Annotated in this window: 12 protein-coding genes; 8 read left to right on the top strand and 4 right to left on the bottom strand. The window is 41.7% G+C overall.

The features are described from left to right. Window positions 1-3 precede the first annotated feature (3 nt). The gene (locus tag PQ461_RS06575; RefSeq protein WP_274302596.1) at window positions 4-2,925 is read right to left on the bottom strand and encodes a SusC/RagA family TonB-linked outer membrane protein; all 2,922 of its coding nucleotides are present in this window, start codon (window positions 2,923-2,925) and stop codon (window positions 4-6) included. 471 nt (window positions 2,926-3,396) lie between these two features. Next, window positions 3,397-4,998 carry a SusR family glycan utilization regulator gene (gene susR, locus PQ461_RS06570; protein WP_274302594.1) on the bottom strand — a complete coding sequence of 534 codons (1,602 nt, stop codon included), beginning with the start codon at window positions 4,996-4,998 and terminating at the stop codon, window positions 3,397-3,399. A gap of 233 nt (window positions 4,999-5,231) precedes the next feature. Between susR and PQ461_RS06565 the strand changes: the two genes are divergently transcribed. The 8 genes from PQ461_RS06565 to PQ461_RS06530 all read left to right on the top strand — a co-directional run bounded on the left by PQ461_RS06565 (window position 5,232) and on the right by PQ461_RS06530 (window position 18,832). After that, on the top strand, window positions 5,232-5,825 hold the full coding sequence (locus PQ461_RS06565; RefSeq protein WP_274302593.1) for an RNA polymerase sigma-70 factor: 594 nt from the start codon (window positions 5,232-5,234) through the stop codon (window positions 5,823-5,825). 40 nt (window positions 5,826-5,865) lie between these two features. After that, window positions 5,866-6,984, top strand: a complete 1,119-nt coding sequence (locus PQ461_RS06560) for a FecR family protein (RefSeq protein ID WP_274302592.1) — start codon at window positions 5,866-5,868, stop codon at window positions 6,982-6,984. A gap of 266 nt (window positions 6,985-7,250) precedes the next feature. Continuing rightward, window positions 7,251-10,841: a SusC/RagA family TonB-linked outer membrane protein gene (locus PQ461_RS06555; protein ID WP_274302589.1), complete on the top strand. Its 3,591-nt coding sequence runs from the start codon at window positions 7,251-7,253 to the stop codon at window positions 10,839-10,841. 20 nt (window positions 10,842-10,861) lie between these two features. After that, entirely contained in the window at window positions 10,862-12,457 is a 1,596-nt protein-coding gene (locus tag PQ461_RS06550; protein WP_274302587.1) for a SusD/RagB family nutrient-binding outer membrane lipoprotein, read from the top strand. Between the two features lie 206 nt (window positions 12,458-12,663). Then, the gene (locus PQ461_RS06545; RefSeq protein WP_274302585.1) at window positions 12,664-13,002 is read left to right on the top strand and encodes a hypothetical protein; all 339 of its coding nucleotides are present in this window, start codon (window positions 12,664-12,666) and stop codon (window positions 13,000-13,002) included. Between the two features lie 87 nt (window positions 13,003-13,089). Beyond that, the gene (locus PQ461_RS06540; RefSeq protein WP_274302583.1) at window positions 13,090-14,478 is read left to right on the top strand and encodes a TolC family protein; all 1,389 of its coding nucleotides are present in this window, start codon (window positions 13,090-13,092) and stop codon (window positions 14,476-14,478) included. Window positions 14,479-14,484: 6 nt separating this feature from the next. Further along, window positions 14,485-17,751 (top strand): efflux RND transporter permease subunit, encoded by a 3,267-nt coding sequence (locus PQ461_RS06535; protein ID WP_274302580.1) that lies wholly within the window; start codon window positions 14,485-14,487, stop codon window positions 17,749-17,751. Then, window positions 17,738-18,832 carry an efflux RND transporter periplasmic adaptor subunit gene (locus tag PQ461_RS06530; RefSeq protein WP_274302578.1) on the top strand — a complete coding sequence of 365 codons (1,095 nt, stop codon included), beginning with the start codon at window positions 17,738-17,740 and terminating at the stop codon, window positions 18,830-18,832. Before PQ461_RS06535 ends, PQ461_RS06530 begins: the two co-directional genes overlap by 14 nt. A gap of 49 nt (window positions 18,833-18,881) precedes the next feature. Here PQ461_RS06530 and PQ461_RS06525 read toward each other — a convergent pair whose 3' ends face one another. Beyond that, complete coding sequence (locus tag PQ461_RS06525) at window positions 18,882-19,313, bottom strand: hypothetical protein (RefSeq protein ID WP_274302575.1); 432 nt, start codon at window positions 19,311-19,313, stop codon at window positions 18,882-18,884. A gap of 32 nt (window positions 19,314-19,345) precedes the next feature. Beyond that, window positions 19,346-19,789, bottom strand: coding sequence for a hypothetical protein (locus PQ461_RS06520; protein WP_274302573.1), 444 nt, complete (start codon window positions 19,787-19,789; stop codon window positions 19,346-19,348). Between the last annotated feature and the right edge of the window lie 160 nt (window positions 19,790-19,949).

Below are 19,949 nucleotides of genomic sequence, written 5' to 3'. Positions count from 1 at the left end.
TTATTAAAATCCAAAGTTTAAACCAACTAAAAACGTGCGTGTGCTTGGATATGCACCTCTGCTATCTATACCCGGGCCTGTACCTGTATCCTGTATAAAGTCAGGGTCGCTGCCGGTATAGCCGGTTATGGTAGCTAAGTTCTGGCCGCTAACATAAACACGCAGGTTACGAACTAATTTGGTTTTGAATTTGAAATTATAGCCAAGTGTCACCTCATCAAGTTTCACATAACTACCGCTCTCGATGTAGTAATCAGAGTACTGATAAGTATCATTTATTGCAGCATATTTAGTAAATGTGCTTCTTAAAAGATTTCCGCTCCAGGTTTTATTGGCGTAAGAAAGCGCAGTAGTATTCAGGATATCAAAATCAAACTTACCGCGTAAGAATACTCTCAAATCCCAGTTTTTGTACCTGAAATCGTTATTCCATGATGCATAGTACTTAGGGATAGCATTACCAATTTTGGCTAAGTCGGTAAGATTGCGGTCTTTAGAGTAATTGATCTTATCATTAGTAACCGCTTCACCATTTCTGTTATAGAACAGCCATTTGCCATCAGAAGTGAATCCGGCAAAGCGTTTACCCCAGAATTCGCCCAATTGTCCACCTTCGTAAGTGGTAATTGCGTTACCCAGCGCACCTGCGCCGCCAATGTCGCCAAAGGTTTTGTAAAGCACTTTGTACTGGTCGTTTGAATACGAATCAAGCGTATTGCGCAGAGTTGAGAATGTTGCATCAACATCCCAGCTAAAGTTTTTAGACTTAACTGCGCTGTAGCTTAAAGACAATTCAATACCTTTTGAAGATATTGTACCTACGTTTGTGTAGATGCTTGACTGGATAAACGGAGGTTGTGGCGAGGTATAGGTATCAAGTAAATCTTTTGTAGTGCGTTTAAACAACTCCAACTTACCAGACAGGCGGTTGCCTATCAGGGAGAAGTCGGCACCGATGTTTAACTCGCGCTTAGTTTCCCATTTCAAGTCAGGATTAGGGTTTCTGTTAGGGCCGTAAGTTTCCAGGTACTGGCCATCAGGATATAAATATCTGCCGCCGCCTCCTAAAGTTACGCGCGATGCATTATTGGCAAAACCGCTGTTTCCGGTTATACCGTAACCAACACGCAGTTTCAGGAAGTTAATTGCTGAAACATCTTTCATGAAGCCTTCTCTTGAAACCACCCATCCGCCTGAAACACCAGGGAAGTAACCAAACTTGTTTTTATCACCAAACCGTGATGAACCTTCACGACGTAAAATGAATTGCGCAAGGTATTTATCATCATATGAATAGCTGATACGGCCTAAAAGCGCAACAAGTGTATTGTCGTTTTTAAAGCTCGACATGGATGCTTTACCTAAAGCCAGCGCTGAGCCCTGTGCCAGGTTATCCTCGTGAAAAAGGTCATTGATGAAACCACGATTTGAAGCTGAAGCGCCTTCTTCGATATGGTAACGATAGCTGTAACCTACCAATGCAGTTAAGTCATGTTTTTCTTTGAAGGTTTTTTCGTACTGAATAGTGGGCTCAAACGCGAAATCCTGATACAATGAAGTGCCTCTGTAAGCATAGCCACCGCCCGGGAAGTCGGTGTTCTCCACCGAGTTTTCACTTGCTTTTAAACGGTACTGGCCATCCAGGTAACTGTCTCTTACTACTGAACCAAACACGCTTGCCTTTAAACCTTCAACAATGGTCAAGTCTGCTTTAGCGTTTGCAGTAGTGGTTTGTTGTTTACGGTAGCTGGTCTCCTGCGATAACCTTGCAAACTCGTTAGTACTTGTAAGGTCAAAACGGTATGAACCGTCAGGGTTATAGTTAGATAGTGTAGGGTTTTTAGTAAGCTCGCTTTCCCAGCCGCCGCCACCTAATAAGTTGGCGTTGTTGAAGTTGGTAGCCACGTTAAGCTGCATTTTTAACCTGTCGTTTAAGCCGGTTTGCTGAACGCTGAAACGCAGGTTATATTCTTTTCTGCCGTTTTCTTTGGCAATACCTTGCAAATCCCGGTAGTTGATGCTTGCACGGTACAGGGTTTTGTTAGTTCCGCCTGACAAAGCCAGGTTATGATTTTGTGACAGGTTACCGTGGTTGATCAACTGATCGTAAAAATCAGTAGAGCTGCCAAAGTCCTGCTGTTTGATATCACCTGAAGCAATTCTTTGACGGAACTCGTCAGGAGTTAAAAATTTAGCGCGGCGTTGCAGATACTCTTTTCTGAAATAAGTGGAGTAATCAAAACGCGGAGGGCCTTCCTGACCTTTTTTTGTAGTTATCAGGATAACGCCTGCATTAGCTGTGGTACCGTAAATTGCCGCACCAGAGCCGTCTTTAATGACGTCTATAGATTCGATATCGTCCTGCTGCAAAACATCAAGGATGTTTGAGTTAGGGTAAGGAATACCGTCAACTACATAAAGCGGGCTGGCGCTACCGGTAACAGTAACAGCACCACGTAACTGTACTGAAACACCACTATTCGGATTGGATCCGCTGGTACGGGTCAGGTTTAAACCTGCCACTTTTCCCTGTATCAGGTCAAGCGGGTTTCTGGCACCACTTTGCCTGAAATCTTTTGCAGAAACCTTATCGTTCGCAGAGGTTACCTTATCCCTGTCCTGTGTACCGTATCCAATTACAACAACTTCATTAAGGCTGCTGTTGGCCGGGTTAAGGTTGATCATGATCTGCGTATCTGCATTGGGTTTTCGGGTTTGGGTAGTGTAACCCACAAACGAAAATGAAAGGCTTTCATTAGCACCTGCATCAATTTTGAAATGGCCCTGTGCATCGGTCATGGTGCCTGCACCCGAAACCTGATTTTTAATAGTTACCCCGGGTAGCGGAACGTTCTTCTCGTCGACCACTGTTCCGGTAATAGTTCTCCGTTGAGCCTTAACGTTAAGCGCTATCAGAGAAAACATGAAAATGAAAAATACTTTGAGTAAAGTTCTTATTTGCATAATAACGGTTTAGAAACTTTGGTAAAATTTTAGTTGGTTCTTAAATGAGCATTTGTGCCCTTAGGTGGGGGTAGGTTTCATGGCATTGTGTATTAGTTTGCTGTAAAAACTCTTTTAAAAAAAGACTATAAAAACTCCGTATTGCTACTTAATTATGAAGCGACAGGAGATACTATAATTGGCTAAAAATGGAAGCTGTGGGGTAGCAGCTTTCACCGCGGACCTAAGCTGGCCGCGCTAACAACAAATTTGTGAATACGATACTGTTGTTTTGCAAAGCAGGGAATGAATCAAAGAAAAATCAAATCTACTTTTTAAGTTTAAATTTGATTTACAATCAGTTACACACCATTCCGATGTAAAAAATCTAGACCATGTAAAACGTTTTACTTACGATTTATTATCGAAACTTCACCTAATGTTAAGCAAGTGCTAAGTCATCGCGCCTAATTTGATCTCCATTATTTTTTTATCGAAATCATCTGGCTTTACCACTGCTTTCGACTTAACGCGGGTCTTGTAGGTATAAATGGTACTTAAAGAATTTTCCAGTATGCTGGCAATGGTTTGGTTATCTTTAATACCCAATCGCATTAAGGCAAAAATCCTGAGATTAGTATTCAATACATCCTCTCCTTTTGGCCATATCTGCTCCTCTTCTTTAAGCAGCGAATTAAAAGAATTAATGAAATTAGGGAACAATTTAAGAAAGATCCTATCGAAGGTATTGAATAAATTTTCACGTTCTTTTTTCGGGTTGATCTCTCTTGTTATGGTTAATAACTCTGCAAAGTTTTTTGTTTTGAAACTATGATCTGCTGTTCTTTTAATTTTTTCCAGCTTTTGTATATAGCACGAGATCATATTAAAAAAATTACCGATATATTCTTCTTTGATACGCCCGTCTTCTGATAACGTTTTGTTGATCTCGTCAAGATGCTGGTTTTTCTTTTGAACCATTTCCTCGCGCATCTTTACCTTCTTTAGTCTGTTTGACAACACTTTTGCTATGCCCAGTGTACCACCAATAGCAGCTACCACCAAGCCAAGCAGTAATGTAAGTATCTTGTTTTTAGCAGCCTGTGCATTAATTAATTTTTGAGCATTCAGAGTAGTAAGTAAAGCCACGATCTCCTCTTCATGTATACGGTTACCATAAAAAGAGGCCTCATCATGTGCTTCCTTTAGCAGAAACTCAGCTTTTTCCAGGTTGCCATTGTCAAAAAAATGCCTGGCCAGTGTAAAAATAGCCAGCGTCTCTTTCGTTGATGATCTTACATCATAAATAGCAGCAGTTGTTATCAAACCTATTCTTTCATCTCCGTTGCAGAGATTGCCCAGGTTATTGGCTGCCATTGCACGCTGATGAAAAGTGATCGAGCTATCGGCCAGCAGCTTTCTGTAATATTCTGCGGCATTATTTTTTTGACCATTCAGCGCAAACAGGTCCGCTTTGTAACGGTAGTAATAATAAGAACCTGGTTTAGCGTACATCAATGCAGAATCTAATGCAGCTGTAGCTCTTTTACGGTTGCTATCTACGTAAAACTGATCTGTGTTATAAAAATACAAATGCAGGTAAGCAGCAGCTTTAAGCCCGTAATAACTCAGCATCAGATCATTGCTTAGTTCTTTAGGATTTATTGAATTGATATAGTCAAAAGCCTCTTTAAGCATACCCCAGCTAAGCTGAACGGTTGCCAGCTTTATGCGGCTTTCGTGCTGCTTATTATGGTCGTGCATTAAAGTACTCAGGTAGTGCAATTTTTGAGAATAAACATGTGCCGAATCAAAAATGTAATCTCTGTACTCATCATATATATCGCTACATAAATTATATTGATGATTGTAATCTGAACTATCTGTACGGGCAAGCGTATGCTTAAGCTGATTGATACGGCCCTCTTTCCGCGCATCAAAAATCTTTTTATTTAAGATCTCATTTTTAAGCACAAGGTAAAGACTGTCATTGGCGTTTGATTTCGCCTGCGTAGCCAATAGCAGCAAGATCAGGGTTGGCAGCAATAATCTCATAAAGTAAGTTTCGATTAACGAAGCTATACTTTTTATAAGATTATGAAAAACGCAGGATATTTAAAACAGATATAAAAAACGATTAATCTGCAATCAGGCATGAGAATCATTCTAAAAAAAATGATCGTTGAATATTCAGAAAAACCTCATAAACAAAAAAGTATTAATATTTATATTTGGACAACCACTTAATATTGATTTAAACTTTAATTAATTATAATTCTCATCCGGATATGTCTTTTTACGACTTATGTGAAGACAGCAAACTATTTAATCTCCTGAAAGAGGGCGATTTAAATGCTTTTGCAGCAGTACATAAGCGATATTATGGCATATTATACATCCATGCCTATAAGATGTTCCCCGACCGGGAAGAAGTAAAAGATATCCTACAAGAAGTCTTTTTATGCTTGTGGAATAACCGTGACGATATTGTATTAGAATTAAATCTTAAAGGCTACCTCTACACTGCTACCCGAAACAGGATATTAAATATTTTCAAGCACCAAAAAATCAAATTGGCATACATCAGTTCTTTCGCTTCATTTATAGAGAATGAAAGCCCTTGCGTGGATAAGCAGTTCAGGCTGAAAGAATTAACGGCACTGATAGATGCAGAAGTAAGTTTACTGCCGCCACAAATGCGCTTAATTTTTGAGATGAGCAGAAACGCCAATCTTTCGCACAATGAAATAGCGCTCGAATTGAATATCAGCCCGCTTACCGTCAGAAAACAGATTAATAATTCGCTTAAAATACTGCGGATGAAGCTTGCTACACATTTTTTAACTTTTTTAATTTTTTATCTACTCCATGGGCGCCGCTAAGTTGTATTAGTTAACATAAGGATAACATTTCCTTATCAACATGCAACCTAACGATATAGAAGCAATTATTGAACGATACAATGCAGGCAAAGCCACTCCCGAAGAGGTTGCCCTGGTTGAATCATGGTATTTAAAATACCCCTTATCACAGCAGCCTCCTAAAACTGACTTATTAGAAAGTGACCAGCAGGAAAGCCTCAATCTTATTTTAAATCAAATCAATGGCAAATCCTCAGTAAAAATCTGGAAGCAGCTGTCTATAGCGGCATCGATACTAATAGTGTTTGCAGCCGGACTGATTTATATCTTAAAGAAGCATTCAAATCAACATGTAGCTAAAACTATTGCGCAGCCAAAATTAATGCCTGGTGGCAATAAGGCGGTGCTGACATTGGCTAACGGAAAATCAATTATTTTAAACAGCGCCCAAAACGGCACACTTGCCACACAGGGCAATATGGCTGTTAAGAAGGTATCTGACGGAACAATCAGCTACGCTGCTAATCAGGCAGTACCTACATCAGCAACTGAGATTTACAATACAGCCACCACACCCCGCGGTGGGTTGTTCCAGTTTATTTTGGCAGATGGCACAAAGGTCTGGTTAAATTCGGCATCCTCTATCAGGTTCCCTGTAGCATTTAATGGCAATCAGCGCAGAATTGAACTTACAGGCGAAGCTTATTTTGAAGTAACCCATGATCCTAAAAAACCTTTTATAGTGGAGTGTAACGGGCAAGAGGTTCAGGATTTAGGCACGCACTTTAATATTAATGCCTACAGCGACGAAGAAGCCATTAACACTACCCTGTTAGAGGGAAGTGTTAAAATCACTGCAGCCAATACATCCACAATTATTTCACCCGGCCAGCAAGCCAAATTCAGAAATGGAAAGGTTGAGGTTACATCTGTAAATACAGACGATGCCGTTGCCTGGAAAAACGGCCTCTTTAATTTTAATGACAATACCATACAAGAGGTTATGCGGCAGTTAGCGCGCTGGTATGATGTACAGGTTAAATATGAAGGGCAATTACCGCCAAGGCATTTCTCGGGTGAAATATCAAGAAACGTAGAAGCATCGCAGATATTGGATATCCTCAGCTTTAAAAAAGTACACTATCGCATTGAAGGTAAGTGCATCATTATAACACCATAAAAATTAACATAAACTATTGACTAATCAACCCATTATGAAGAAAACCCTACAAAACCAAACTTAACTACTAATAAAAATCAATTTGGTTAGCTAAAAAAAACGCACTCCGACGGCCATCGGAATGCGCAAATAATTTGAGCTAACCATCCCTATTACCGGGAATTTAAGTGTATCGCTTCTGTTAACCCAAACTCATCAAATGTATGAAATTTAATGCGTCCTCATTAGTCGTGCATAAGGCATGGCTGCACAAAACATTATTGGTTATGAAATTGACCACCTTAATTGTAATTATAGGCTTACTGCATTGTAGTGCAATGAGTTATAGCCAGAAAATCAATTTAAAGGAAAGCAACGCTCCCCTGCAAAAAGTTCTGCAACAAATTAACAAGCAAACGGGGTATGTGTTTTTTTACGACTCGAAAGACCTAAAAGATAAAAACGTAAGTATTGTTTTAAAAGATGCCTCTATAGATCAGGCTTTAAACGAATGCTTAAAAGGCAATGCCCTTCAATACAAGGTTATCAATAAAACAGTTTTACTACAGGTTGCTGATCAAAGTCAGAATGCACCAGCCGAAGTTGCTTCTATTAATGTAAGGGGCCAGGTTGTTGACGACAGAAATGTTCCGCTACCGGGTGTAAGTATCCGGATTAAAGACGGAAAGTCAGGAACTGTTACCGATGTTGAAGGTAAATTCAGCATTAACGTGGCCGACGATAAAGCCGTACTGATCTTCTCTTACGTAGGTTTTGCCACAAGAGAAATCCCTGCTGCCGAAATAAGCAATTCGGTAATAAAATTACAGCCTACCACCGGCGGCTTGCAGGAAGTGGTTGTAACCTCATTCGGTATTAAAAGACAGAAAGAATCATTGGGTTATGCAACTTCTAATGTTAGTGGCAAAGATATTACCGAAGCCGGCAGCACTAACTTTGCTTCTGCATTATATGGTAAAGTTGCAGGTGTTACCATACGTACCCAACCGGGTGGTGCAAGTAGCGCCGTAAGTGTACAGATACGTGGTATCAATTCTATCAGCTATAACCAGCCGCCTTTATATGTAGTTGATGGTGTAATTATCCGTAACCAGCAGCAATATGGCGCAAATGGTTTCAATAACCAGGGATTTTATACAGATCAGCGCATTGAGGGTAACGGTGTATTGGATATAAACCCAAATGATATTGAAAATATAAGCGTACTTAAAGGCGGTGCTGCCACAGCATTGTATGGCTCTGACGCCGAAGGTGGTGTAATTGTGATCACTACTAAAAAAGGCACCAGAGGCAAAGGCCCTACTGTTGATTTCAACTATTATGGAACAATGGAGCAGGCGGCGTTTTTACCAAATTACCAAAACGTTTACGGCCAGGGTTATGACCGTGCAACCAACCTTGCGCTTGGCTTTAATGCAGACGGCTCTGTACCTGACCCTAAATCGCCAGCTGGCTGGAGGCCGAACTTCAGGGCATATGCCGATTTTGGCCCTAAAATGGAAGGCCAGCAGGTACGCTGGTGGGATGGTTCAATCCAGTCTTACTCGCCACAGCCCGACAATTATAAAGACATATTCAGAACAGGCTACAGCTCAAGTGCAAACGTTTCGTTGTCAAACCAAACAGACAATGCCAACTACCGTATATCTTACACCAGGCTTGACTATGGCGGCATTCAGCGCGAATCAGGTGTACATAAAAACACATTCGGCTTAAACAGCACACTTAACCTAAGCAAAAAAGTGAGTGTTGATGTGGTTGCAAACTATGTAAATACTATTACAGATAACCGCCCGTATCAAACCAACAGGCTTGCTCAGTCTTTCGACGGTTTCTTCGGAAGGGAAGAAAAAATGGATTTAGTAAGGCAAAAATTCTTAACCTCGCAAGGTTATGAGTATGCACCAGCCGAAAATCCACAACTAAACCCGGCCGAAGCTTTCATATTTAGGGTAAGGCCTAATCTTTACGATTATTTCTTTAGCACCCTTAAAAACACCTATACAGAGACTGAGAATCGTATCTATTCAAGCGCCACTTTAAACTGGAGTGTGATTGATCACCTTAAATTCAGGGCAAGGATTGGTAATGATTATACCGGCCGCAATACTGATGCAGAAAACTACAATACTTATCCTGTAGCATTTAACTCAGGCAATTCGAGCACAGGTGCATACAATGTGAGTTCAGGTATATACTCTATCTTATACGGAGATGCGTTGTTGACCTATGAACACGATATCACCAAAGATTTTAACTTCTCTTTAAGCGGTGGTTTTACCGCAAGGCACGAAAGCTATCTTGACCAGGCATCAGGAACTACCAATGGCCTTGTAACGGCAAACTTCTTTTCTTTAAATAACTCATACGGTATACTTAGCACATCTTACACAAGGCAGTACCTGTTAAAAGAAGGTTCATTTGCATTGCTTGACCTATCATTTAAAAAATACCTGTTCTTAGAGGGTGCTTTCCGCCAGGAGTCAGCCTCTACATTGCCTCCTCAAAACAATACTTATTATTATCCGGCAGTTAACGGCAGCTTTATTTTCAGTGATGCGCTTAAAAGTATCATGCCGTCATTCTTGAGTTATGGTAAATTAAGGTTATCATATACGCAAAACGGTAACCCTGCCCCTATCTATACTTCAAACATTGCATACGCACAAACATCGCTGCAAACAATTAATGGTTCTGTTTCACAGCTTTCTATTCCAAGCGCGTATGGTAACAACACGCTTAAGCCTGAAAGAAAGCACGAGTATGAAGCAGGTTTAGAGTTACGCTTCCTGAATGACAGGATAGGCGCTGATGTAAGCTATTACACCAACAGGATCAATGATCAGATATTGCCTTTAACTGTTGCCCCAAGTAATGGTGCCAGCAGCCAGATCGTAAACGTAGGCACAATAGGCAACCAGGGTGTAGAGGTAGCTTTAAATGCCACACCTATTGCCTCGCATAACTTTAAATGGGATGTGCGCATGAACTATTCATTCAACAAAACCAAGGTTTATGCCCTTGCGCCTAACGAGCCGGAGCTTGACTTTTACAGCACAGAAGGTAACTCAATTAAAGTTACTGCCAAACCGGGCGAAACCCTTGGTAATATTTACGACTACCCAATTGCAACAGATAGCAAAGGTAACAAGCTGATTGATGCCAATGGCTATTACATTATGGATCAAAGCCGTTATGTAAAAGTGGGTAACATTTTACCTAAAGCTGTAGGCGGTTTTACAAATACCTTCACTTATAAACGCTTTTCTTTAACTACGCTGATCGATTACAGATTAGGCGGACAGCTGATTTCAACTCCGTTGAAATACGGTATAAGTTCGGGTATGTATACCAGCACGCTTAAATACAGAGATGCTGCACATGGCGGTTTAACTTATTATACTAACTCAGCCGGTGTAAACGTACAGTTAGCAGCTAACGCCACTGCCGGGCCTAACGGCGAAACTGTTTACCACGACGGCTTGATACAGCCAGGCGTTTTAGCAAACGGACAGGCCAACAACATCATCCTTGATGCTGCCAGTTATTATGAAAATCAGTTTGGCGCCGGAGACCCTAACTCTATAAATGATGGTGTGGCAATTTACAACAACAGCTATGTTAAAATGCGTGAGATCGCTTTAGGTTATTCGCTGCCGCAGAACTTTGTTAAACACATTGGCTTGTCAAGAGCAAGGTTCTCATTAATTGGCCGTAACCTGTTTTACATCTACCGTACGCTGAAAAATCTGGATCCGGAGACTACGCTTGGAAGCCAGTGGTATAATCAGGGTATCGACAATGGCTCAATACCAGCTACCAGGAGTTACGGATTCTCTTTAAATGCAACTTTCTAACTGTTTAAATTGATCAGACGATGAAAAAATTATTCATATATACCAATATTTTACTTTTACTGGCTGTCTCGTTCAGCTCATGTAAAAAAACAATTGATAAGGATTACCTTAACCCCGAATTATCAACCACACCAATTATCAGCGGCTTTTTTACGGCTATGCTTAACAGCGACCGTGTAAGGCCTGCCTACTGGAACCTGCGTACATTCTTCTTTCCTCAGGTGTCTGTATATGCACAAACAACAACTTTCGACAATGTGAACACCGCTTACCAGTCGATAGATGGCTATATGGGCAATTACTGGTCCGACTTTTATTATCCTTCAAGTAACGGAAGCGGCCCTATGGCATTATACCGTTCAATGCAGGCTGCGTTCCCTACCCTTTCAGCCGCAGATCAGGCAGATCAGCAAATTTATTTACAGGCCGCAAAAATTGTTCTTGATGAACGTGCTGCAAAAATGATAGACATGTGGGGCGATATACCCTACTCGCAAGCTGGTAACCTTGAAACTGCAAGCACCATCAAAAACCCAGTATTTGACGATCAAAAGGCGCTTTATACTACCCTTATTAAAGACCTGGATGATGCAGCTACTTATTTTGCTACAGTAAAACCAAGCAGCAATGCACAGGCATCTTTCAGTAAGGCAGATATTTTGCTTAATGGCAGCCTAACAAAATGGCAGGCATATGCTAACTCGGTACGTTTACGCTTGCTGATGCGTATTTCATATTATGATGAAGCTACTGCTAAAACTGCGGTAACTACCATGCTAAGTAACCCATCTGCTTATCCGCTTATTGATGGTAACAACGTCGGCAATTACAATCCTGCAAATGCGGATGTTTTACTGCAACCTTTAGTTACTACTACCAGCAGTACTTTATATAGCGCTTTAACAGAGATAGACAGCTATTGGGCTACAGATTACAAACTGAACAAAGTGATGTTACCGGCTAATGATCCGCGTATCCCTGTGGTTTATGACAAGTATGGCAAAACTGTTAACGGCAAATTTGTTCCGAATAAAACATACCGTGCTATGCCTATTACCTATACATCGGCACAACAGGATACTGCCTTTAATAATTATTCGATTGTTGACTCTACCACCTTTCTTAATAACGTTAAAATGCCTGGTATAGTAATAACTGCACCAGAGGTTAACTTCCTTAAGGCAGAAGCCTACGAGCGCTGGGGATTAGGCAATGCACAAAATGCTTACAACACAGCGTTAACGCAATCAGTATATTTCTACTACTATTTAAATAGTATTGGCGGCGGTACAGTGCCTCAGCCAAGCGGGTCTGATATCAGTACTTTCCTGGCTAATGCCAACGTGGCTTACACTGGTTCAACAGCACAAAAGTTAGCGCTTATTTATACGCAGAAATGGGTACACTTCGGCTTTCTTCAATCTGATGAGGCCTGGGCCGAATATCGAAGGACGAAATATCCGCAGCTGACATTCCCTACGCAAACGCTGGTAAATTATCAAAACCCGCCAACAAGGTTATTATATCCTTCTGTTGAAACTTCATACAATATCAACTATAGCGCTGTAAAAGCAAAAGACACCAGGACAACCAAAATATTTTGGGACATTAAATAATTAACATATAACTACTTACCAAACAGGTCGGCTAATTATTAGCCGACCTGTTTCTTTTTAATCAACATTAATTAACTATATATTAAATAGTATTTAATACGATAAAATGACAATACGTTCGCAACAATAACGTTACTTTGTTTGTGTATTAGATTAGATATACCAAATTTGTACGTATGTATAACCTAAAGGCTATAAAAATTATAATGACTATTGCAGCGCTGCTGTTTATAGCCAAGCCATTTATAGGTTATAATACTATATTTCACTTTCGTAAATCACAACCGAGGCTTGTTTTAGTAAAAGCCTTCACTAAGCGTAAGCCTGAATTTTTAGAAGAATCTGAAAGAGAAAAAGCAGGCCTTCATTATAAGCTTTCTAATCCTCCGGAAAAAAACAATATCAGTATTGCATTCCTGCTATCACTGCTGTTCCCTTTTCTTTTTGTTGTAGAACAAATCCGTAAAAACCGCATTCAAAGCGCCCTTGTTCCTGTAGCACCGGGCAATAAAACATACCTGCTCACAGGCAAGCTTACTATCTGATTTTTAGAAATTTTCACGTCCGATTTTAGTCATTGCGGCTAAGGCTGCTCGTGCTATTATTTAACTATTAATTTCTAAACGTTTCATATGTCAGACTTTAAAAAAGTCGCTGGTGCAATAGTATGCTTGCTGTTAAATTTGCATGCCTTTGCCCAACAGACTACCCCTATATCATTAAGGCAATTGCTTAATCATGTAGATCAAAAAGCGCCGTCATTACTTACAGATTCGGCGGCTATCAGTATTCGCCAGGCAGAGGCGGTTGAAACCCGCAATAACTGGCTGCCTAACCTTAAATTAAACTACCAAGCAGATATCGGTACCAACAACAACGTAGCGGGTCCCTATTTCGGCTTTGGTATTATACCATCAAACTCGCGCGGTGTACGTACCGAGAGCAACAGTACCGCTACCGGCGATAACCTGGGTATTGCAGCCCTTGACTGGGAGATCTATAACTTTGGTGCTTACGGTGCACAAAACCGCGTTGCAAATTCTGAGATCAAGGTAGAGCAAAGCCAGTACGCACAATCCAAATATCAACTACAGGCTTCTGTTATAGGCGCTTACCTGCAACTGGCTAGGTTACAAAACTACCTAGCCATACAACAGAATAATATTCAGCGCAACGAGCAAATTAAACGCTCTATACTTTCTTTAGCCAAAAGCGGCGTAAGGCCCGGCGTTGATACCAGCATTGCCGAAGCTGAATTATCTAAGGCGCGATTAAACTACATTGAACTTAACAACCAGTACAAGCAACTGCAACAGCAGATATCTGCAATCAGCGGGTTGCCGGCACCATCAATAGTGGCAGATACAGTGGCACAGAACCAGTTACTAAGTACCGCAGTTGATGCACAGGCGTTAATGCCCGATACAACCTCGCATCCGCTGATCAAGTATTATAAATCAGTATACCAAAACAGCCTGCAACGCGAAGATCTGGTTAAGAAACAATACAATCCTAAAATATTGCTTGAGGCAGCTGCCTGGGGGCGCGGATCAAGCGTAGATGCTAATGACAGGTTTGGACCAGTAAGCAGTGGTTATAATTTCGACCGTGGCAACTACCTGGTTGGCCTCAGTGTCTCTTATAATTTATTTGATCTGAGGCGTAAGCAGTTGAAGCTTCGCACACAAAAGGCAGTATCTGATTATGCGCATAAAAAGCTGGATGAGCAGAAGATTTTGCTTGCCGCAGATGCTGCACAGGCCCAAACTGAAATGCAGACGGCACAACAGCGCCTCAAAGAAATTCCTAACCAGTTAAGGGCAGCCAACGCGGGCTATCGCCAAAAGCTTTCGCTTTATCGCAATGGTTTAACCGATATTATTGAGCTTAATGCTGCATTAAACATCCTTTACCGTGCCGAAACCGATTATGCACAGGCTAAGTATGCTTATGCCAGCGCCCTGTTCAGGCAAGCTATTACCGATAATCAAGTTAGTACCCTGTTAAACACTTTAAAATAACCAGCTATGTCAATGGTCACATCTGCATTAAAAAGGCCGATAACAACAATTGTTATCACGCTTAGCCTTTTAATTTTTGCAGTACTCAGCGCATTAAAAATACCGATAGATATTTTCCCGCAGCTTAACCTGCCAACCATCTATGTAATAGAATCATACGGTGGTATGTCGGCGCAGCAAATGGAGGGGTTCTTCTCTACAGGTTTGCAAAACCAGTTCTTATATATCAACGGTGTAAAAAGTATCACCAGTAAAAATATACAAGGCTTAACGCTTATTAAGCTCAGCTTTTACGAAAGCACCAATATGGCCGAAGCATCTGCCCAGGTAGCCTTACAGGTTAACCGGGCAACCAGCTTTTTCCCGCCGGGCGCCTTACCGCCGCAGGTAATCCGCTTTGATGCTTCATCACTGCCTGTAGGGCAGTTGGTATTTTCCAGCCCTTCAAGGCCTTTAAAAGACATTTATGATTTGGCGGCTACACGTATCCGCCCGATGTTCTCTACTATTCCAGGCTTGTCTGCACCTCCGCCGTTCGGTGCCAATGCACGTTCTATTACTATTAACGTTGATCCCGACAAGCTGCGCAGTTTAAACTTGACACCTGACGAGGTGGTAGACGCCCTATCCAAGTTCAATGTAATGGCGCCATCTGGTAACCTCAGGTTAAACAATACCATGTACCTGACCACCATGAATTCGCTCATTAAAAACGCGGATAACTTTGGCAACATCCCGGTTAGGACACAAAACGGCGTACCCATTTTTGTTAAAGATTTTGCCCGTGTGGCCGATGCTGCGGATATTACCGTGGATTATGCCCTGATCAATGGTAAACGTTCGGTGTATATCCCGGTTGTTAAAACAGCCGATGCTTCTACCTGGTCGGTAGTACAGGACTTAAAGGCTAAACTGCCGGAAATGCAATCGCTGCTGCCCGATGATGTAAAACTTTCGTACGAATTTGACCAGTCGGTGTTTGTTGTGAATGCCGTAAAAAGCTTAATGACCGAGGGCGGATTGGGAGCATTGCTTACAGGTTTGATGGTGCTCTTGTTCCTGCGCGACTGGCGAAGCAGTTTAATCGTGGTGATCACCATTCCGGTATCTATTCTTATCGGTGTATTGCTGCTTAGTTTGTTCGGGCAAACCATCAACATCATGACGCTGAGCGGCCTTGCACTGGCAATAGGTATTCTGGTCGATCAGGCTACGGTAACGATAGAGAACATACACCAGCACCTGGAAATGGGTAAATCGAAGCGCTTAGCCATTTATGATGCCTGCGAAGAAATTGCGTTCCCTTTATTACTTATCCTGCTTTGTATCCTGGCAGTATTTGCGCCATCATTTATGATGAGCGGCGTACCTAAGGCCATGTTTCTGCCGCTTTCTATGTCCATCGGCTTAACCATGATTGTTTCTTATGTAATTGCGCAAACACTGGTTCCGATAATGAGTAACTGGCTGATCAAAGCAGAGCGTTATCAGCATTATCATCATGAAGATATACATGCACATGCCGGTGAGGCTCTTGACCGCCCTGAAGAAATACAGGTAAACGAACATTACCGTCACGAGGTTGAAGAACCTGAGAAGAACGATGGTTTTGAACGTGTAAAAATGCGATTTATAAAATCCCTTGAACGCATGATGCCACGGAAGAAATTAATTATCCCTGTATACCTTGCAGGCGTATTGATATTGGCAGGGATTTGCTTTGTGGTAATTGGCAAGGACATGATGCCCAAGATCAACAACGGACAGTTCCAGATCAGGATCAAGGCACCTGCAGGTACACGGCTCGAGCGTACCGAAGACAAGTTTAAGCAAGTGCTTAACATCATTAACAAGACTGTCGACGGCCATATAAAAATATCGTCTGGTTACATAGGGCTTATCCCAAGTAGCTATGGTAGCAGTAACCTTTATATCTTTAATACAGGCACCCACGAAGCCATTTTACAGGTAAATCTTGATGAAGATTACCACATGAATATGGACGAGCTTAAGGATGCACTGCGAAAAAATATCCACCAGTCACTGCCCGACCTGCAAATTACCTTTGAGCCAATAGACATGACCGAGAAGATCATGAGCCAGGGTGCCTCAACCCCTATCGAAGTGCAGGTAGCTGGCAAAAATATGGAGCAGATTGAAGGCTATGCCAACAAAGTGGTGCAGCAGCTACAAAAAATCAGCTACCTGCGCGATGTGCAGATCAACCAGCCGCTTAAGTTTCCGGTTATTGCCATTACGGTCGACCGGCTTAAAGCGGCACAGTTTGGCATCAACATCAAAGATATTTCTAATTCGGTTACGGCGAGTACAACATCAAGCCGTTTTACGCAGAAGAACCTTTGGCTTGATGAAAAAGGCGCTTACACCTATTCTGTACAGGTACAGGTACCCGAGTATGTAATGAATAACATGGATCAGTTGAGGGAGATTCCGCTGGTTAAAGGCAGAAGCACCCCAGTATTAGGCGATGTAGCCACCTTTAAAACCGTGTACGTCCCGGGTGAGTACGACCGCGACGGCCCGCGACGTTACCTTACAGTAAGCGCCAATATTTATAAAAAAGATTTAGGCACAGCAACTGCCGCCGTTCAGGAGGCACTTAAACACGCCGGTACACCGCCTAAAGGTTTACTGGCAACCATTGGTGGTATGTCGAACCTGTTAACCGAAACCATGAGCAGCTTACAAAATGGTTTGTTGTTTGCCATCTTGGTGATATTCCTGTTGCTGGCAGCCAATTACCAGTCGTTCAAAGTTTCGCTTACGGTATTATCTACTGTACCGGCGGTAATATTGGGTTCGCTTAGTTTATTGCTGTTAACCGGGTCAACGCTTAACCTGCAATCATACATGGGTATGATCATGTCAACAGGGGTATCTGTTGCCAACGCTATTTTGATTGTAACCAATGCAGAAAAGCTACGGATCGAATACAGGGATGCAACCAAAGCTGCTGTAACCAGTGCTTCTATCCGTTTACGCCCGATATTAATGACCAGCTTAGCCATGATTGCGGGTATGATACCAATGGCATCTGGCTTAGGCGAAGCAGGAGAACAATCTGCACCACTGGGCAGGGCTGTAATCGGCGGTCTTATTGCCTCAACCCTTGCAGCTTTATTCATATTACCGCAGGTATTTGCATGGGTACAGGATAAAACAACTTATGACTCGCCCGGACTAATGCCCGAAACCGAACCAACTACTGAAAACGAAACCATTAATGCTCAATCTCATCATGAAATCGTATAAAAAAATAAGCCTGCTTGCTGTAATTGCAAGCTCATTATATGCCTGCTCTGGCAACCACAAACCGGTTGACCTAACAGAAACCAGCACAAAAACTAAAAAATCGTCGCAATTAAAACTTGCTACCGTTTCGGAGAAATCACTTTCGAGCGCCGTACGGTTGCCTGGGCAATTAAAGCCTTTTAACGAGGTAAACCTTTTCCCGAAGGTGAATGGATTCGTAAAAGAAGTACTTGTAGACCGCGGTTCGGTTGTTCATCAGGGGCAACTTTTAATCAAACTGGAAGCACCCGAAATGCAGGCGCAGGTACAGGCTGCCACCTCGCGCTATTTGCAGGCACAAGAAAATGCACAGGCCAGCAGCGAAAAATACCAGCGATTAAAAGAAGCAGCTAAAGAACCTGGCTCGGTATCGCAACTTGACCTTGACAATGCCCTTGCCAAAATGAAGGCTGATGCCGCTTTAGCAAGTTCTGAGCGATCAAATGTGGCATCGGTACATGCCTTGCAGGGGTACCTGAACATATATGCACCGTTTGACGGCATGATCATTCAGCGTAACGTATCGCCGGGCGCATTGGTATCTCCCGGTAAGGCCGGAGACCAACCTATGCTGATCTTACAGGATACCCGTAAAATGCGTCTTGAGGTGTATATACCCGAAGATTATGTAGACAAAGTGGATTTGAAACGATCTGTAAAGTATACTTTTAACGCCATGCCCGATCAGCCTTTTACCGGCAAGATCAGCCGTTCGGCTAATGCTTTGGGCAGCATGCGTTCTGAAGCGATTGAGATTGACGTTTTAAACACTAAGCAGCTTTTTAAACCGGGGATGTACGCAGAGGTGGAAATACCAATGGTGTCAGGGGCAAAATCAATGCTGGTACCTAACAACGCTATCATCCGGTCTACCGAACGTGAATATGTTGTTGTAGCCCGTGATGGTAAAGCTTCGCTCATTGATGTAAAAGAGGGATTAACCACACACGACTCGACAGAGGTTTTCGGCAACCTTAAACCCAATGAGCATGTGGTAATAAACGCCGGCGACGAAATTAAAGAAGGCGACAAAATCAATTAAACAACTGCGCCCCTTAATTAAGGGGCGCAGTTGTTAATAACAAGTATCATCAGTTAACTGGTGGTAGCAAGATAGTTTGATATATTTGATGAGCCAAAAATTTGTCTTTGTATGGTGTTATAATAAATACTTCTTTTCGATCTATTCTATCAATCCCATATTGTACTGCTATATGAATAAACTGTCTTAATGTGATCAAAGGCAATTTATTTACCTGTTCTTTGGTTAATGTATCACCTTTTGCAGAAGCCCGCCGGGTAAATATAGCATCCTGATGAAAAGCAGCACACTCACAAAACAAACGATAACTATAGCTCCTACCTTCCTGACCATGCAAAAACATACGATCTTTAATATTCGTTTTTGTCGTATCTAACAAGTAATAGACTGTGTCCTTTTGGGTATGATTTTGAGCAAACACCATTTTTTCAATGGTCAATAAAACAATGAAAATAATAATAGCCTTGAAACTATCTATCATGTGTATTTGTGCAAAAGATTAATAGTCTTTTCTCAGCCTTTCGTAGGCGGTTGTAACATACTTAGGAATACTTTGTATTTAACAAAATCTTCTTCATATGGCTCAATGAAATAATAAACTGTGTTTTTCTTTTTATCAATGCCATATTTTACAACTAAATGTATTAGTTGCCTTAATGAAATGAAGTTCAGTTTTTCAACTTGTGCACGCGTTAAAATTTCACCTTTTCTAGCTACTAGACGAGTGAATACGACATCTTGATTATATGTACCACATTCACAAGTCAGCCTGTAGCCATAATATGCTCCCTCTTGTCCAACTAAGAACATTCTGTCCTTAACACTCGTTTTTGTCGTATCTAACAAGTAATAGACTGTATCCTTCTTTATTGCACTCTGAGCATGCAGACTATCTGCAAACAGCATTACTGCTACAAAAAAAATAAGTCCCGGAATAAGCTTTTTAAATTTCAACATATTGTTCATTAATAACCTTTGGCTGGCGGCGGACCAACCACAAGCCGCACCTTATAAAGATTATACTTTTTATTTTGAACCTCTACGAAATAGAATACCGTACGATCAATCTTATCTGTCCCATATTTAACGGCTATGTGAATGAGTTCTCTAAGTGAGA

Origin of the sequence: Mucilaginibacter sp. KACC 22063, from assembly GCF_028736115.1 — a bacterium.
Taxonomy (GTDB): Bacteria; Bacteroidota; Bacteroidia; order Sphingobacteriales; family Sphingobacteriaceae; genus Mucilaginibacter.
The sequence above is the reverse complement of the archived record's forward strand: the minus strand, read 5'-3'. Positions and strand labels throughout refer to the sequence as shown.

Excerpts from the sequence above, each read along its gene's own strand:
- susR (WP_274302594.1), bottom strand. The coding sequence starts at position 4,998 with ATGAGATTATTGCTGCCAACCCTGATCTTGCTGCTATTGGCTACGCAG.
- PQ461_RS06520 (WP_274302573.1), bottom strand. The coding sequence starts at position 19,789 with ATGTTGAAATTTAAAAAGCTTATTCCGGGACTTATTTTTTTTGTAGCA.
- PQ461_RS06535 (WP_274302580.1), top strand. The coding sequence starts at position 14,485 with ATGTCAATGGTCACATCTGCATTAAAAAGGCCGATAACAACAATTGTT.
- PQ461_RS06525 (WP_274302575.1), bottom strand. The coding sequence starts at position 19,313 with ATGATAGATAGTTTCAAGGCTATTATTATTTTCATTGTTTTATTGACC.
- PQ461_RS06545 (WP_274302585.1), top strand. The coding sequence starts at position 12,664 with ATGACTATTGCAGCGCTGCTGTTTATAGCCAAGCCATTTATAGGTTAT.
- PQ461_RS06560 (WP_274302592.1), top strand. The coding sequence starts at position 5,866 with ATGCAACCTAACGATATAGAAGCAATTATTGAACGATACAATGCAGGC.
- PQ461_RS06550 (WP_274302587.1), top strand. The coding sequence starts at position 10,862 with ATGAAAAAATTATTCATATATACCAATATTTTACTTTTACTGGCTGTC.
- PQ461_RS06565 (WP_274302593.1), top strand. The coding sequence starts at position 5,232 with ATGTCTTTTTACGACTTATGTGAAGACAGCAAACTATTTAATCTCCTG.
- PQ461_RS06540 (WP_274302583.1), top strand. The coding sequence starts at position 13,090 with ATGTCAGACTTTAAAAAAGTCGCTGGTGCAATAGTATGCTTGCTGTTA.
- PQ461_RS06555 (WP_274302589.1), top strand. The coding sequence starts at position 7,251 with ATGAAATTGACCACCTTAATTGTAATTATAGGCTTACTGCATTGTAGT.
- PQ461_RS06575 (WP_274302596.1), bottom strand. The coding sequence starts at position 2,925 with ATGTTTTCTCTGATAGCGCTTAACGTTAAGGCTCAACGGAGAACTATT.
- PQ461_RS06530 (WP_274302578.1), top strand. The coding sequence starts at position 17,738 with ATGAAATCGTATAAAAAAATAAGCCTGCTTGCTGTAATTGCAAGCTCA.